Source organism: Pseudomonas sp. SIMBA_068 (genome assembly GCF_046534705.1).
Taxonomy (GTDB): Bacteria; Pseudomonadota; Gammaproteobacteria; order Pseudomonadales; family Pseudomonadaceae; genus Aquipseudomonas; species Aquipseudomonas putida.
Genome location: NZ_JAWRYI010000002.1, coordinates 228,745 through 243,245, shown reverse-complemented (window position 1 = coordinate 243,245; position 14,501 = coordinate 228,745). Strand labels below are relative to the sequence as shown.

Annotated in this window: 13 protein-coding genes; 7 read left to right on the top strand and 6 right to left on the bottom strand. The window is 64.5% G+C overall.

Going from position 1 to position 14,501, the window contains the following annotated elements:
- Positions 1-83: 83 nt before the first annotated feature.
- The 4 genes from SB756_RS07155 to SB756_RS07140 all read left to right on the top strand — a co-directional run bounded on the left by SB756_RS07155 (position 84) and on the right by SB756_RS07140 (position 3,632).
- Positions 84-500: a low affinity iron permease family protein gene (locus SB756_RS07155; protein ID WP_341795844.1), complete on the top strand. Its 417-nt coding sequence runs from the start codon at positions 84-86 to the stop codon at positions 498-500.
- A 200-nt stretch (positions 501-700) separates the two neighbouring features.
- Complete coding sequence (locus tag SB756_RS07150; protein WP_341795845.1) at positions 701-1,474, top strand: endonuclease/exonuclease/phosphatase family protein; 774 nt, start codon at positions 701-703, stop codon at positions 1,472-1,474.
- Positions 1,471-2,673, top strand: a complete 1,203-nt coding sequence (clsB, locus tag SB756_RS07145; RefSeq protein ID WP_410910520.1) for a cardiolipin synthase ClsB — start codon at positions 1,471-1,473, stop codon at positions 2,671-2,673. Before SB756_RS07150 ends, clsB begins: the two co-directional genes overlap by 4 nt.
- Positions 2,673-3,632: a lysylphosphatidylglycerol synthase domain-containing protein gene (locus SB756_RS07140; RefSeq protein WP_410910519.1), complete on the top strand. Its 960-nt coding sequence runs from the start codon at positions 2,673-2,675 to the stop codon at positions 3,630-3,632. Before clsB ends, SB756_RS07140 begins: the two co-directional genes overlap by 1 nt.
- A 73-nt stretch (positions 3,633-3,705) precedes the next feature.
- Here SB756_RS07140 and SB756_RS07135 read toward each other — a convergent pair whose 3' ends face one another.
- The 6 genes from SB756_RS07135 to SB756_RS07110 form a co-directional block, all read right to left on the bottom strand.
- Positions 3,706-4,167 carry a phosphotransferase system, HPr-related protein gene (locus tag SB756_RS07135; RefSeq protein WP_410910518.1) on the bottom strand — a complete coding sequence of 154 codons (462 nt, stop codon included), beginning with the start codon at positions 4,165-4,167 and terminating at the stop codon, positions 3,706-3,708.
- A gap of 124 nt (positions 4,168-4,291) precedes the next feature.
- The gene (locus tag SB756_RS07130) at positions 4,292-5,047 is read right to left on the bottom strand and encodes an energy transducer TonB (RefSeq protein WP_410910517.1); all 756 of its coding nucleotides are present in this window, start codon (positions 5,045-5,047) and stop codon (positions 4,292-4,294) included.
- Positions 5,048-5,049: 2 nt separating this feature from the next.
- Positions 5,050-5,493, bottom strand: a complete 444-nt coding sequence (gene tolR, locus SB756_RS07125; RefSeq protein WP_410910516.1) for a protein TolR — start codon at positions 5,491-5,493, stop codon at positions 5,050-5,052.
- Positions 5,494-5,506: 13 nt separating this feature from the next.
- Entirely contained in the window at positions 5,507-6,217 is a 711-nt protein-coding gene (gene tolQ / locus SB756_RS07120) for a protein TolQ (RefSeq protein WP_063425936.1), read from the bottom strand.
- Between the two features lie 67 nt (positions 6,218-6,284).
- On the bottom strand, positions 6,285-8,183 hold the full coding sequence (locus tag SB756_RS07115) for a phytase (protein ID WP_410910515.1): 1,899 nt from the start codon (positions 8,181-8,183) through the stop codon (positions 6,285-6,287).
- A 28-nt stretch (positions 8,184-8,211) separates the two neighbouring features.
- Entirely contained in the window at positions 8,212-10,677 is a 2,466-nt protein-coding gene (locus SB756_RS07110; protein WP_410910514.1) for a TonB-dependent receptor, read from the bottom strand.
- 370 nt (positions 10,678-11,047) lie between these two features.
- Here SB756_RS07110 and SB756_RS07105 point away from each other — a divergent pair, with 370 nt between their 5' ends.
- The 3 genes from SB756_RS07105 (at position 11,048) to SB756_RS07095 (ending at position 14,487) form a co-directional block, all read left to right on the top strand.
- Positions 11,048-12,448, top strand: coding sequence for a metallophosphoesterase (locus SB756_RS07105; RefSeq protein ID WP_410910513.1), 1,401 nt, complete (start codon positions 11,048-11,050; stop codon positions 12,446-12,448).
- A 93-nt stretch (positions 12,449-12,541) separates the two neighbouring features.
- Complete coding sequence (locus SB756_RS07100; protein ID WP_341795852.1) at positions 12,542-13,471, top strand: GGDEF domain-containing protein; 930 nt, start codon at positions 12,542-12,544, stop codon at positions 13,469-13,471.
- Positions 13,468-14,487, top strand: coding sequence for an AraC family transcriptional regulator ligand-binding domain-containing protein (locus SB756_RS07095; RefSeq protein WP_410910512.1), 1,020 nt, complete (start codon positions 13,468-13,470; stop codon positions 14,485-14,487). The genes SB756_RS07100 and SB756_RS07095 overlap by 4 nt, the downstream gene beginning before the upstream one ends.
- Positions 14,488-14,501 lie beyond the last annotated feature (14 nt).

Below are 14,501 nucleotides of genomic sequence, written 5' to 3'. Positions count from 1 at the left end.
GGGGTACGTGGGCTGCACACCCTCATCTACAGAGCTTTCGCGCTCCACTGTGGTCACACGCTATAGATCACTGGAGAAAAGTCATGAAATTCGCGCAATTCTGCCAATGGCTCGCCAAGCACGCCGGTAAACCGAGCACCTTCCTCATCGCTGTAGTGCTGATTGCCATGTGGGCTGCATCCGGCCCCTGGTTTCACTACAACGACACTTGGCAGCTCATCGTCAATACGTCGACGACCATTATCACTTTCCTGATGGTTTTTCTTATCCAGAACACCCAGAACCGGGACAACGACATGATCCACGTGAAGCTCGACGAACTCATCCGCGCTACAAAAACTGCGGAGCAGTCGGTGCTGGATCTCGAAGCGCTCGACAGCCGCCAGATCCATCAGCTTCGCAAGGCGTATGAGGCGATGGGCAGCCGCTGTGGAACGGCCGCACAGCCGCTTGTTGAGGAGGATGGAGACTCTGCCGCCCGGGATAACCTGCAGCGCTAGCGTGGTGTGGCCAGTCGAAGCGCTTTCATCACGCTTCCACTCGTCAACCTTGCTGAACCCTGTTGCCACTGCGCGGGTCGCTAATGATGAGTGCACGAACGAAAGGGAGCCCTCGTGAGCGAAATCTGCATTGGTATTTCCGGTTGGCGCCATGGCCCACCCCGCAACAAGCCCTACCGCAAGGGGCTGGGGGCGCAGCCATGAACGGGACCCTGCCCACCCCCAACTGCATTATCGACAAGGTCACCGCCGTGCACCGCCTGACGGTGCTCACACTCAACGTTCACAAAGGCTTCACGCCGCTCAACCGCCGCTTCATCCTGCCAGAGCTGCGTGAGGCGGTGCGTGCCACCGGCGCCGATCTGGTGTTCCTGCAAGAGGTGCATGGCAGCCACCAACACCATGCCGAGCGCCACTCGGCCTGGCCGCAAACCCCGCAATACGAATTTCTTGCCGACAGCATGTGGCCACAGTTCGCCTACGGGCGCAATGCGGCCTACCCCCATGGCGACCATGGCAATGCGCTGCTGTCCAAATTCCCGATCCGCACCTACGACAACCTGGACGTTTCGGTCCATGGCGACGAGGAGCGCGGCCTGCTGCACTGCCAGCTCGAAGTGCCGGGCCATGAACAGCTACATGCCATTTGCGTACACCTGGGCCTGCGCGAAAACCATCGCCAGCGTCAGGTCAGCCTGCTCATGGCATTGCTCGAGAGCCTTCCGCCAGAGGAGCCGGTCATCGTCGCCGGCGACTTCAACGACTGGCGCCTGAAAGCCGATGCGCGGCTTTCGGGGCACTTGATCGAAGCCTTCGGCAAACCGGCGCGCAGCTTTCCGGCCCGCCTGCCCCTGCTGCGCCTGGACCGTATTTACCTTCGCAATGCGCAAACCTGCAAGGCGCGGGTGTTGTCCAGCTACCCCTGGTCGCACCTCTCCGACCATGCCCCGCTGGTAGCCGAGGTGACGCTATGAAGCAGCCCTGGAGCAACGGCAATCACGTCGAACTGCTGATCAATGGCGAGCAGTACTATCCCCGCGTGTTCGAGGCCATGGCCGAGGCTCGCGAAGAAATCCTCCTGGAAACCTTCATCATCTTCGACGACAAGGTCGGCCAGGACTTGCGCCAGTCACTGATCGAAGCCGCCCAGCGTGGCGTGCGGGTCGAGGTGGCGGTTGACGGCTACGGCACTGCAGACCTTCCCGACGATTTCATTTCCTCCATGACAGCAGCCGGCGTGCGCTTTCACGCGTTCGATCCGCAACCACGACTGGCGGGCATGCGCACCAACCTGTTCCGCCGCCTGCACCGCAAGATCGTGGTGATCGACGGGCAGCGCGCGTTCATCGGCGGCATCAACTACAGCGCCGACCACCTTGGCGACTTCGGGCCCCAGGCCAAGCAGGACTATGCGGTGGAAGTCGTCGGCCCCGTGGTTGCCCAGGTGCACGCCTCCTGCTGCAGAATGCTTGCGCCGGTTCTGGAAAGCGTGGCCCGAGTGGAGCCGACCAACGCCGCTGCCGGCCCGTCCAGCGCCGTGCTGGTGGAGCGCGACAATGGTCGCCATCGCAACGATATCGAGGTCTGTTACCTGCAAGCCTTCCGCCAGGCCAAGCGACGCATCGTGGTCGCCAACGCCTACTTCTTTCCCGGCTATCGCCTGCTGCGCGAACTGCGCAACGCTGCCCGGCGCGGGGTCGAGGTGACCTTGATCCTCCAGGGGCAACCGGACATGCGCTGGGTCCGCGCGCTCTCGCGCCTGCTCTACAACTACCTGCTGCGCGACGACGTGCGCATCCACGAGTACTGCAAGCGCCCGCTGCACGGCAAGGTGGCGCTGGTGGACGACGACTGGTCCACCGTGGGCTCAAGCAACCTTGACCCGCTGAGCCTGTCGTTCAACCTCGAGGCCAACCTGGTAGTCCGTGACCGCGCTTTCAACCATGGCCTTTACACCCACTTGAGCGAGCTGAGCCAGGAGCATTGCAAGACCGTAACCCTGGAACGTGCGGTGCGTGGCTACTGGTGGCGTGCACCCTTGATCTTCCTGGGCTTCCACCTCACCCGATATTTTCCGCGCATCGCCGGCTGGTTCCCTGCACACAGGCAACACCTGCAGTCGCTGCAAGCAGACAGCGAAATCCCGGTCGACTACCACGAGGGCCAAACCTGATGGCCAATCCACATAGGAAGACCTGGGGCAAACGCCTTCTGACCGTGCTGTTCCTGATACTGATCCCGGTGCTGCTGTTCACCCTGGCGCGCAATCTGGACTGGAACGAAGTGCGCCAGTCGCTGCTGGCATACCGGCCCTCAACCCTGGCCCTCGGCCTGTTGCTGGCGCTGTGCAGCTACCTGGTGTTCGCCAGCTACGACCTGCTCGCCCGTGCCTACACCGGCCACCGCCTGCCGGCCCGTCAGGTGCTGCCAGTGGCATTTGTCTGCTACGCATTCAACCTCAGCTTCACCACCTGGGTCGGTGGCGTGGCCCTGCGTTACCGCCTGTACGGCAGGCTGGGGCTGGATACCGCGACCATCACCCGCATCCTCACCTTGGGCCTATTGACCAACTGGATGGGCTATTTGCTGCTGGCCGGCACGGTGTTCGCCTTGGGCCTGGTCAAGCTGCCCGAAAGCTGGGCGGTGGGTTCTGGCGGCCTGCGCCTGATTGGCATGTTGATGGTGGCGGTCGCGGTGGCTTACCTGCTCGCATGCGCCTTCGCCAAGCGGCGCACGTGGAGCCTGCGCGGCCATGATGTAACCCTGCCGAGCCTGCGCCTGGCGCTGTGCCAGGTGGCGCTGGGCGCAAGCAACTGGGCGCTGATGGCGGCACTGATCCACCTGCTGCTGCCGCCGGAGCTGATGTATCCCTCCGTGTTGGGGGTATTGCTGATCAGTTGCGTGGCTGGCGTAGTGGCGCATATTCCCGCCGGCCTTGGCGTGCTGGAGACCGTGTTCCTTGCCCTGCTCCACGGCCAGATCGGCCAGGGCACCCTGGTCGCGGCACTGCTAGGCTATCGGACCTTGTACTACCTGATCCCGCTGCTGTTGGCGGTGGTCACCTACCTGATCCTCGAAAAGCGTGCCAAGGCGTTGCGCCAGCAGGCCGGCCTGGCTGCCGAGAAACGCTGATGCACCGTGGGTGCCCGTGCCGGACAGCGGCACGAGCACCCACGGTGCAAGCAGAAACAGCGTTGCTCGTGTATCAGGGCTCTCTGCGGTCGTCTTCAGAGGCCACATCATCGGTCCAGGGTTCGCCATCCAATGGCGCGGAGCGAGCCAGTTCAGCCTCGTCCAGGCCGATGCCGCCACCGATCTCGTTGGCCCCTACCTCGCGCAAGGTCTTGTCCGCCGGGCCATCATCCGTTCCCGGCTCGTAGGGATCACGGGCGCCGCTCTCATCGAACAACGTATCCGGGCTCATGTCGTCGAGGGTGACATTGTCTTCGTGCAGGCTGTCGCTGAGGGCCTCGCCCCCGGTCATGCCACCTTCAGCGACACGCCGGGGCGGGAATTCCTCGTTTACCTCGCGGTCCGGACGCTCGTCGCCGATACGGCCCTGGCGTTCATCGCGGCGCTCGCTGAAATCCAGCTCGTGGACTGAGCCCATGCGGTCTTCGGTGTCGTCGATCTCGCCTTGGGGTCTTGGGTCATCGGGTTTTGACATGAACGTTCTCCGTCTGTGGGCTTCATTCGGTCGACTCCCGCCAGGGGAAAATGATTCAGAGTTTCTTGAACAAAGCCCACCGCGCACTTCATGAACGCCACGCACATGCCCCTCCGGCCGGGATTCATCGAATCTTGTAGGTGAAGGTATTTTTGACATTGGCCACCGCCACCGCCTGCCCGTTCACCATCCGGGGCTGGTAACGGAAGCGCTTTGCCGCTGCCAGCGACGGTTTGACGAACAACGGATGGCACTGGCCGACCACCTGCGGGTCACTGACCTGGCCTTGCGGCGTGACCGTGTAGGCGACCGTGCATTCCCCCTCGATATTGCGATCCAGCGCCCGTTGCGGGTAATCCGGGGCCTCCTTGGCGATGGGCAGGTACTGCCGGCTGGCCGCCTCGGCTGCCGCACGGGCCTGGGCAGCAGCCTCTCGCGCCTGCTGCTGACGTGCCTGCTCTTGCTGCGCCAGTTGCTGCTCGCGCCGCTCAGCCTCCTCGCGCTGCTTGCGGGCCTGCTCCTGTTCCTGGCGCTGTTGTTGATCGCGCTTGTGTTGTAGGTCGCGCTTATGCTGCTGCACACGCTTGAGGGCCAACGCTGCCTCATCCACGACCGGTGCCTGGGCTTTTGGTGGCGGCGACGAAGGTTTCTCGACAACAGGCTGGGTCACGGGCTCAGGCGCTGGCGGCTCAGGCACCACTACAGGTGCCGGCAAGCTCACCAGCTGGGTGTGGATCACGGACGCTGGTAAAGCCGCAAGCTCTGGCGTATGCGACAGGTTGAACAGCAGGTAGGCCAACCCCGCGTGCAAGGCGCACGCCACGCCAAACGCCATACCGTGGTCGCGCCAGCTGGCAGGGTCAAAAGTCAGGTTGCTCATGGTCACGGCGCCTCGGTGATCAGGCCCAGGCGGCTGACCCCACCGCGTTGCAACTCGGCGATACCGGCCACCACTGCGGCGTATTCGGTGTTGCGGTCGGCGCGCATGTACACCTGGGTCTGCGGGTCCTGGGCGACGATAGCTGCAATCTTGTCGCGCATCTGTGCGGTGTCGACGGCGCTGTCGGTCTGGCTACGGGTGTCGACCTCGCTGCCCAGGTTCCAGTAGTAGCTGCCATCGGCCTTCACCGAGAGCGTGACGATGCGCTGCTGGCCGGGTGCCGGCAGCGCCTCGGCGGCCACCTTGGGCAGCTCGATCTGCACGCCCTGCACCAGCATCGGTGCAGTGACCATGAAGATCACCAGCAGCACCAGCATCACATCGATGTACGGCACCACGTTCATTTCGGCCTTCAGGCCATGCTTGCGGACGGGTCTGGCGAGCATCGCGTGTTCCTCCTCAGGCCGCTGCCGCCAGGTTGCTGGCGTGGCCCTGCAAACGCCGTTGCAGGCGGCCTTGCAGTTCGTTGCCAAAGGCGTAGTAGCGGCTGATCAAGGTCTGGCTGCGCGCCGAGTAACGGTTGTAGGCCATCACTGCCGGAATCGCCGCAAACAGACCTATGGCGGTGGCGATCAGCGCTTCGGCAATACCGGGGGCCACGGTCGACAGGGTCGCCTGCTGCACCTGGGACAAACCCAGGAACGAATTCATGATGCCCCACACGGTTCCGAACAGGCCGATGTAGGGGCTGACCGAGCCGACCGTGGCCAGGAACGGCAAGCCCTGCTCCAGGCGCTCTTCCTGCTCGGCGATGGTCACCAGCAGGCTGCGTTCGACGCCTTCCAGCACGCTGTCGGGCTGCTGGCCTGGTTGCAGCTGCTGGAACGCCTGGTAGCCGGAAACGAAAAGCTGCTGCAGCCCGGCATCGACGTGAGGCTGTTGCGCCTTGATGCCCTGATACAGCTGGCCGACTTCGCTTTCGCGGAACTGCTTGAGAAATGCCCGGCTGTGCGCTTCGCTACGCCGCAGACGGCTGCCACGCTGGATGATCAGGTACCAGCTGAGCAGCGAGGCCAGGGCCAGGCACAGCATGACGGCCTGGACCACCAGGCTGGCTTCGCTGACCAGGCCCCAGACGGTGGTGTGTTCGAGCGGAGTTGGGGTTTGCATGGGGGTGTCCTTTCAATGTGAGTCTTAGTCAAAGGCAATCAGGTTGCGCTGGCATGACAGGCGGCCGTTACTCCAGGCCCAAGGCTTCGGCCACTGCCGCCCACGGCACGTACTTGTAGTTCTGGTTGCCTTCGGGCATGCGCTTGCGACCGTCCTGCACGACCAGCAGGCCCTTTGCCCAGGGCCCACCGAGGTTGGCCGAGGTCACGTCGAGGCCGTCGGTCTCCGAGGCGCCATCGATACCGCGCTGGGCGTCCAGGCTTACCTGGAAGCTGCCGCGCACCCGGTACGGTGGTTTGGCGTCGACCACCACATAGCTGTCGTTGCCCTGGCTGGAGATCACCAGGTAATCGCCCCCCTTGCCGTGGTACAGCGCCAGGCCTTCGATGTCGTCCTTGACCAGGCCGCCCACGCCGATCACGTTGTCCAGACGGGTCGGGCCATCGCCACGGGCGTCCAGTGCCCAGACCGCAAGGTCTTCTTCGCCGATGAACAGGCGCTGGTTGCGGTCGTCGGCCACGCAACCTTCCGACTGGGTCGCGGTGCTGAAACTGCGCACCAAGGTGCCACCTGCCTGGCCGCTACTGCCGTCGAGGCGGTATTGAACGAAGCGGCCATCCTTGTCATTGGCGATGGCGTAAATGGCCGCATCGGCATCCTTGAAAAGGCAAAGGCCGTAGATTTCCTTGAGCTCCGTCGGCACCTGGCCGATGTCGCTCAACTGGCCGCTGGCCGGGTCGATGGCAAACAGGTGCAGGCTGTTGCGGTCACGGTTGCTGGCCACAGCCAGGTCGACCTCACGTTCGCCAAGCTCGAACCCCTTGCGCACGTCCACATTGTTCAGGCGGCCCACACGCAGGTCCTGCAGCTGCTTGCCGTGCAGGTCGTAGGCCAGCAGCCCGCCTTTCTTGTCGGTACCCAGTACCCGACTCAGTTCGGGCTGGCGCGTGTTGACCCAGATCGCCGGGTCGTCCGCCGCATCGCCAAGGCTGGGCACGCCGTCGGTCTGCACCTGCGCCTTGATCTGTACCACTGCAGGCGCAATCGGCGCTGGCGTTGGCTTCCAGCGCAGCGTCGCCAGGTGCGTACCCTGGTCGTCGGCCAGCAACAGTTCCAGGCCCTTGTCGTTCACACGGGCGCTGATCTGCTCCGGCTCTTTCAGCCCTTGCAAGCTCAGGGCTCCATCACGCAGCCATTGCCCGGCGCGGCGCTGGTACAGGTGCAAGGCATTGGCGATCGGGTCCAGCAGCATCAGGCCCCCGGGCACCAGGGCCACGCCGGCGGCGGCCTTGGCCAGGCTTCCGAACGGTGCCACCAGGTCCACCGGCTCGCGCACCAGGGGTGCTTCGGCAGCAGCTTCGTAGCGCCACAGGCCGACGTTTTCTTCGTTTACGTACAGGCTATGGCTTGCATCATCCGCCTGGCAGAACGCGCTCTGCGGCGGCAGGCTCAGGGCGCGCACCTGGCGCGCCTCGGCCAGCGGCTGGCCATGTTCGGCGACCAGCCACTGCTCACCGATGCCCTCCTCGCCAACCAGGAACAGGAAGTCATTGGCGGCGCTGTCGCGGTACAGGCACAGGCACAGGCCCTCGATGGCATAGCGGGTCTTGGGCAGGTAGCGCGGGGCGCCCCAACCGCTTTGTGCATCGAAGCGGGCCAGCAACGCCTGTTGACGCTTCTTGTCGACGGTGGCGACCATCAGGCCGGTGCCATCGGTGCGGTGGTCAAGGGTTTCGAAGCGGCCCGGCAACTCGCCAAGTACGCGGCCCTGGCGGTCAACCAGCTGCAGCGCCCTGGCGGTCAGTTGCAGGCGTTCGGCCTGCTTGAGCGCCGGCGTTGGAGCCAGCCACTGGCTGGTTTCGCTGTCGATGACGTTGCGGTCGAGTGTGAAGCTCGGCGCCGCGTTGGCACCGGCGTGGGCCAAGGCGACGTATAGCCCCAGCATGGACAAAGTGAACATACGCATGAGCAGGCAATATCCCTGAAGGGTGCGGTCAGAAGTGGGTGAGCGTCAGGCCGACCTTGTAGGTCGGGCCGTATTCTTCGTACTGGGCGTTGTAGCGACGGTGGCCGCTGTACACGTAATAGGACTCGTCGGTGATGTTCTGCGCCTCGAAGGTCAACTGCAGCTCGGGGGTCAGGAAGTAGCCTGCCTTGAAGTCCACGTGCAGCTGGTCATCGGCATACTGGTCGTGGGCCTTGTCGTCGATGGCCCCCAGCTCCAGCAGGTAGCCCGACTTGTAGTTGGCGGCCAGGCGCATGTTGAAGCGGTCGTTTTCCCAGCCGACCATGAAGTTGCCCACTGTGTCGGACTGATTGGGCAGGTCGATGCTGCGCTTGCCGGTGGCCCCTTGCAGGGTTGCATCAGACTTGCTCAGGGTGAGGTTGGCGCCCAGCAGCAAACCGTTCCAGGGTGCCGGCAGCCAGTCGAACTTCTGCGAGTAGGCCAGCTCCAGGCCATACAGCTTGGCGCCCCCGCCGTTCTCGAAGGTGAGCGCTTCGTCGAAGTCCACCCAGGCGCCAGTGCCCGCCAGGTCGGTGCTGTAGATGAAATGGTCGATGTCTTTGTAGAACAGGAACGCCGAGGCGGTGCCGGCGCGGCCCATGTAGTGCTCGATGCCCAGGTCGAAGTTCATCGACTCCAGCGGTTTGAGTTCGGGGTTGCCGAACGACGCATCGTTCTCATCGATGACAAAACCCGGCGCCAGCTGGCCGAAGGTTGGCCGTACCACGGTGTTGGTCCAGGCGGCCCGAATGGCCGTGGCCGGCGACAACTGGTAGCGGGCGTGCAGGCCTGGCAACCAGTGGTCATAGCGATTGTTGCTGCTGACGTTCTCGTACACACCGTCGCGCAGGCCAGTACCTTTGGCCTCGAACCTGGTACCTTCGTAACGCACACCGGCAATCAGGCGCCAGTCGCCGATGTCCAGCGTGTTCATCAGGTACGCCGCGTTGATGTCCTCGCTCATGTCGAAATCACTGATCCGCGAGGCTTCCTCATCGTAGTAGGCTGCACGGTCGAGGTTACTGATCAGGCCCTTGATTGCGCTGGCGCTGATGCCGTTGCCGAAGTTGCCCAGGGCGTAGTCGACATTGCTGCCCTGATAATCGGCAAGGCTGATGTCATCGAACCCGTCATAGGCCCAGGTTTCGGTATCGCTGGTCTTGTCGCGGCGGCTGAGTTTGCCGCCAAACTTGACCTGCGAGGCGTCGGCGAATTCGTAGTCGCGGGCAAGGTCCAGGCGGATGTTCTTTTCCTGGTCCTTGCCGTCCACCTTCTCCCACTCCACTTCGTCGAGGGTGAACCGGGCCGGGTCGTAGAAGTCGTTGCCCACGCTTAGCCGTGGCTTGCGCGTGCCGTCGAAGCCGACCTCGTCGAAATCGCCGACGAACCTGGCGCCGGCAATGCCACCCGGATCGTGCTCGGTGGCCTGGCTGTAGCCGGCCTGGGCACTGATGGTCCACTGGTCGAGGATGCGCTCGCCGCCAAGTACGTAGGACTGGATTTCCTGGGTGTCCTCGCGCGATTTCAAGTCGCGCCAGCCTTCGGCCTCGCCACGCTGGCCGGGACCCTGCGGGTCGGCGAACTCCAGGCCTTGGGCGTTGCGCGTCTCGGTGTCCTTGAACTTGCTGTAGAGGGTGCGCAGGTAGTAGCTGGAGAAGTCATCCGGCTGGTAATCGAAGTTCAGGCCCAGGCCGGTGCGCTCACGGGTAATCTGGTAGTCGCGGGCCTCGACCTCTTCCAGCCGGGCGCCGTCCTCGAAATCCCAGTTACCGCCGGTTTCGACGTTGTCCGAGCCAAACTTGCGCTTCTGCCAGCTAAACGCCGCAGCCACGCCAAAGTTGTTGATGCCGTCTCCCAGGCTGAAGCGGTCGCTGACCGCGCCGGAAAACTTCGGGCTGTCGCGGCTGACGTTGGTGTCGTGGCTGGCTTCGCCGGTAAGGGTGTAGAACAGCCCGTCATGGTCGAACGCCGACAGGCTCTCGACTTCGATGGTGCCGCCGAGGGAGTTGGCGTCCATGTCCGGGGTCAGGGTCTTGACCACCGACAGCGACTGCACCAGCTCGGCGGGCAGCACATCCAGCGCCACGGCGCGGCGGTCGCCCTCGGGGGCCGGTACCAGGGTGCCGTTGATGGTCACACTGTTAAGGTCCGGGGCGATACCGCGGACGCTGACGAAGCGACCCTCGCCCTGGTCGCGCTCCACCGACAGCCCGGGGATGCGCTGCAGGGCTTCGGCGGCATTGTCGTCGGGCAGTTGGCCAACACCATCGGCATGCACCACGCTCTTGATGCTGTCGGCGCTTTTCTGCTCGCGCAGCGCCTTGTCGATGCTCGCCGCCTGGCCGATCACCTCGACCCGCTCGACCGCATCTTCCGCCCAGGCTGGGGCGGTGGTAATGGCAACGGCCAGCAGGCTGACCCGGAATCCGGCGTTGCGGATGTGACGAAACGGCATTGCCACCTTGAAACCCTCGCTTGCAGTGACCCGATGAACCCGGGAATGGCTGCGAAAGCTAGAAAGGGTGTGTGGCACTTGCGTGACAGCGCTGGGCGGGGCGGCTTGAAAACGCGGCTTTAACATCGTTTTCGGCGCAATTTGAGCTGATATGACCTGAGGCCCGCTGCGGCCCTGGCGATGCCCTGCAAACCTGTGGCGCAGCTGTGGGGCCGGTCTGGGGGCCCAGGGCCGTTACCGACCACTTGAAATCGCGTTTTTTCCTGAAGATCAGCTGAGCCAAATCGACCCCCCGCCCAGTAACAGAACCGTCATCCGCCTTTGTTTCCTTTGCGCCCATCACGCCTTCCGGGCTCATCGAGGAAACCCCATGCACCGCCCCCTGCTAATGGCCGCCCTGCTCTGCGCCGCACAGGCTCATGCCCAGGCCAATGACCCTCTTCCGATCCCGCGCTCCGCCGGCCTGCCCTACGCCGCCGGCAAGCTGGCCGACCGTATCGTGCTCACCCCCGGCCAGAACGCCGCCACGCAGATGGCCATCAGTTACCGCACCGACCTGGCCCAAGCCGACGCGGTGCTGGAGCTCGGCCCGGCCCTCGCCGGCCCTGCGCTGGCAGCCAAGGCCAGCCCATTGAGTGGCAGCACCCAGCGCCTGGACAGCGACAACGGCCCAGCCAACTACCACCAGGTGCGCCTGGAACACCTGCAACCAGACACCGCCTACGTCTACCGGCTCAAGGGCAGCGCGGGCTGGAGCGAATGGCACCAGTTCCGCACGGCCAAGGCCACGTTCGCGCCGTTCTCGTTCATCTACCTGGGCGACACCCAGAACGACATCCTCGCCATCGCCTCGCGCACCATTCGCCAGGCGCTGCGCAGCGTGGCGCACCCTGCCCTGGTGGTGCACGCTGGTGACTTGGTGGCATCGCGCGACGACCTCGCCCACGACGATGAATGGGGTGAATGGAACCAGGCCGGCGGCTGGTCGTACGCTGCCATCCCACAGCTCACCGCGTTCGGCAACCACGAGTACCTGGAAACCCTCAACCCCGATGGCAGCGAAAGCCGTAGCCTTAGCCCTCATGTGACGGCGCAGTTCGCCCTGCCGCGCAACGGTGCCCCGGGTGTGGCGGCAACCAGCTACTTCAGCGATTACCAGAATGTGCGCTTCGTGGTGCTGGACGGCACCTCGGCGCTCGACCTGGGCACCCTGCAAGCACAGACCGACTGGCTGGAGCAAACCCTGAAAAGCAGCAAGGCGCAGTGGAACATCGTGGTCATGCACCAGCCGGTCTATACCTGTGCGCGCCCCGACGATACCGAACCGCTCAAGGCCGCCTGGCAACCGCTGCTGGAGCGCTACAAGGTCGACCTGGTACTGCAAGGCCACGACCACTGCTACAGCCGCCTGACCCACGCCCAAGGGCGCCAGGCCACGCGTGCCGCACAGCAGGCCAGACAGGCAATCGGCCCGGTGTACATGGTCTCGGTGACCGGCTCGAAGATGTATGGCCTGAACGACCGCGCCCGCCACCAGCCGGACCGCACGGCCGAAGACACCCAGCTGTACCAGACCATCACGGTCGAGCAGAACCGCCTGCAGGTGCGCACCTATTCGGCTGACGACCAGCTATACGACGCGTTCGATATCACGCGTGATGCCAAAGGGCGCAAGTTCCTGCAGGAACCCAAGCTGGCGCTGGCCAACGAACGTTACTGCAAGGCCAGCGTAGGGCCGGACGGGCTGCCGTGCACGGCCCGCGGCAAGTGAGCGTCATCGAATTGAGATAAACGCCTTGCATGCTGCTCTGCCTGTGCCGGCGACGGTGCCAGCACAGGCAACAACACACTCACAGGACACCCCATGCGCCCCAGCCCCCTGTTCAAACAGCACGCCCTTACGCTGGTCGGCCTGGTACTGGCCGCCAACGCCGGCCTGCTCGTCTACCTCGCCGCCGGCACGCTTAAAGCCTGGGCCGAGATCAACTGGATGGACGTCGCCGGCGAGGGCGGCACTTGCCTGATCCTCTGCGGCTGGCTGGTGATGCTGCTACGCGGGCGCCCTGCTGGCCGGGTCACCCGCCTGCTTTCGCTGGGCCTGTGCTTCATCGCCTTTTCGATGTGGATGGACACCCTCGACGAATTCATCCGCCTGCCCGACGACGCGGTCTGGGACAACTGGCTGGAGACTGCGCCCATGCCGCTGGGCATGCTGCTGCTGACCCTGGGCATGTACCACCTGCAGCAGGAACAGCACGCCATCACCGCGCAGATGCGCAAGCGTGAGCAACTGTTCCGCGAGCACCGCCTGTTCGACAAGCTCACCCCGCTGTCCGGTGCCCGGTACCTGCGCCAGCACCTGCAGCAGGCCATTGCCCAAGCCGCCCGCGAACAGCAAGCCCTGTCGCTGATCGTCGTCGACCTGGACGATTTCAACCAGATCAACCAGCGCTATGGCCAGGAAGAAGGCGATCTGGTGTTGCAAGTGGTCGCCCAACTGCTGCTGCTCAACCTGCGCCAGCACGACATACTCTGCCGCCTGGCCGGCGACCGCTTCGTCGCGGCGCTGCCCAACACCGGCGAACGCCAGGCCCAGGCCATGGCCAACGCGCTGCGCCAGAGCATCGCACACCTCGCCCATCACACCGGCCGGCATGGCGAACGCCTGCACCTGACCGCCACGGTGGCCAGCGTGATGGCGCTGGACGAAAACGAAGACCACCTGCTGAAACGCCTCAACTACGCCCTGGCCCAGGCCAAGAGCCGCCAGACGCACCAGGTACAACGGGCATGAACGGCTATGACGGCGACAGCCGCTTCATCACCGCCCACCACCTGCCCGCTGCGCTGATCGACCTGGCGCGTTCGCGGCAGATCGACACCCATCACCTGCTACGCGGCTGCGGGCTGTTTTACGACGACGTGGTCAGCGGCAAAGCGCTGATCAGCCCACAGCAGTTCCTTCGCCTGATCGGCAATGCGCAGCGGTTGCTCGATGCCGACGACACCAGCTTTCTCTACGGCCAGCGCCTGTGGCCCGGGCACCACGGTGCCGCCAGCCTGTTGCTGGAGCAGGCCGACCACCTGCTGCAGGCCCTGGAGCGCATCGAGCAGTACCGCGCCCTGCTGTCCCCGTTGCTCAGCCCGGTGCTGCGCCTCGATGAGCGCTACCTGCACCTGTACTGGCGGGAAAGCTGCGCCATCGACGAGCAGCGCCGCTTCCTGCTGGAGTCCAGCATGACAGCGGTGGTGGCCCTCGCGCGGCGCCAGCAACAAGAGCACCTGCCCTGGCGCTTCCGGTTCCGCCATGCCGAACCGGCCTACGTCGAGCAGTACTGGGTGCACCTGGGCGACTCTCTGGCCTTCGACTGCCCATCCACGGTGATGAGCCTGCCCCGGGAATACCTGCTGCGTGCCTGGCCGGGTGCCGGGTCGACCGCCCAGCACGTGGCACGCCAGGCCTGCGATGCACAGCTGGCGGCCTGGGGCTGGCGGGCGAGTTTTCTCGACCTGGTCTACGAGCACCTGCTCGGGCTGATTCGCCAGCCGCTGAACCTGGAACGGGTAGCCGCCGCCTTCGCCACCAGCCCCGCTTCGTTCAAGCGCCGCCTGGCCCGTCATGGGTCCAACTTCCAGGAGCAACTGGACCAGGTGCGCTGCGATCAGGCGCTGTACCTCTACCAGGTCAAGGGCTACAGCAACGACGCGGTTGCGCAGTACCTGGGCTTCAGCGACAGCACCAACTTCCGCCGTTCGTTCAAGCGCTGGACCGGGCGTGTGCCAAGTGAACTGGAAGCCTTGTGGGGCTGATGCCCAGGATTGTC

Excerpts from the sequence above, each read along its gene's own strand:
- SB756_RS07155 (WP_341795844.1), top strand. The coding sequence starts at position 84 with ATGAAATTCGCGCAATTCTGCCAATGGCTCGCCAAGCACGCCGGTAAA.
- SB756_RS07105 (WP_410910513.1), top strand. The coding sequence starts at position 11,048 with ATGCACCGCCCCCTGCTAATGGCCGCCCTGCTCTGCGCCGCACAGGCT.
- clsB (WP_410910520.1), top strand. The coding sequence starts at position 1,471 with ATGAAGCAGCCCTGGAGCAACGGCAATCACGTCGAACTGCTGATCAAT.
- tolQ (WP_063425936.1), bottom strand. The coding sequence starts at position 6,217 with ATGCAAACCCCAACTCCGCTCGAACACACCACCGTCTGGGGCCTGGTC.
- SB756_RS07100 (WP_341795852.1), top strand. The coding sequence starts at position 12,542 with ATGCGCCCCAGCCCCCTGTTCAAACAGCACGCCCTTACGCTGGTCGGC.
- SB756_RS07115 (WP_410910515.1), bottom strand. The coding sequence starts at position 8,183 with ATGCGTATGTTCACTTTGTCCATGCTGGGGCTATACGTCGCCTTGGCC.
- SB756_RS07130 (WP_410910517.1), bottom strand. The coding sequence starts at position 5,047 with ATGAGCAACCTGACTTTTGACCCTGCCAGCTGGCGCGACCACGGTATG.
- SB756_RS07150 (WP_341795845.1), top strand. The coding sequence starts at position 701 with ATGAACGGGACCCTGCCCACCCCCAACTGCATTATCGACAAGGTCACC.
- SB756_RS07140 (WP_410910519.1), top strand. The coding sequence starts at position 2,673 with ATGGCCAATCCACATAGGAAGACCTGGGGCAAACGCCTTCTGACCGTG.
- SB756_RS07135 (WP_410910518.1), bottom strand. The coding sequence starts at position 4,167 with ATGTCAAAACCCGATGACCCAAGACCCCAAGGCGAGATCGACGACACC.
- tolR (WP_410910516.1), bottom strand. The coding sequence starts at position 5,493 with ATGCTCGCCAGACCCGTCCGCAAGCATGGCCTGAAGGCCGAAATGAAC.
- SB756_RS07110 (WP_410910514.1), bottom strand. The coding sequence starts at position 10,677 with ATGCCGTTTCGTCACATCCGCAACGCCGGATTCCGGGTCAGCCTGCTG.
- SB756_RS07095 (WP_410910512.1), top strand. The coding sequence starts at position 13,468 with ATGAACGGCTATGACGGCGACAGCCGCTTCATCACCGCCCACCACCTG.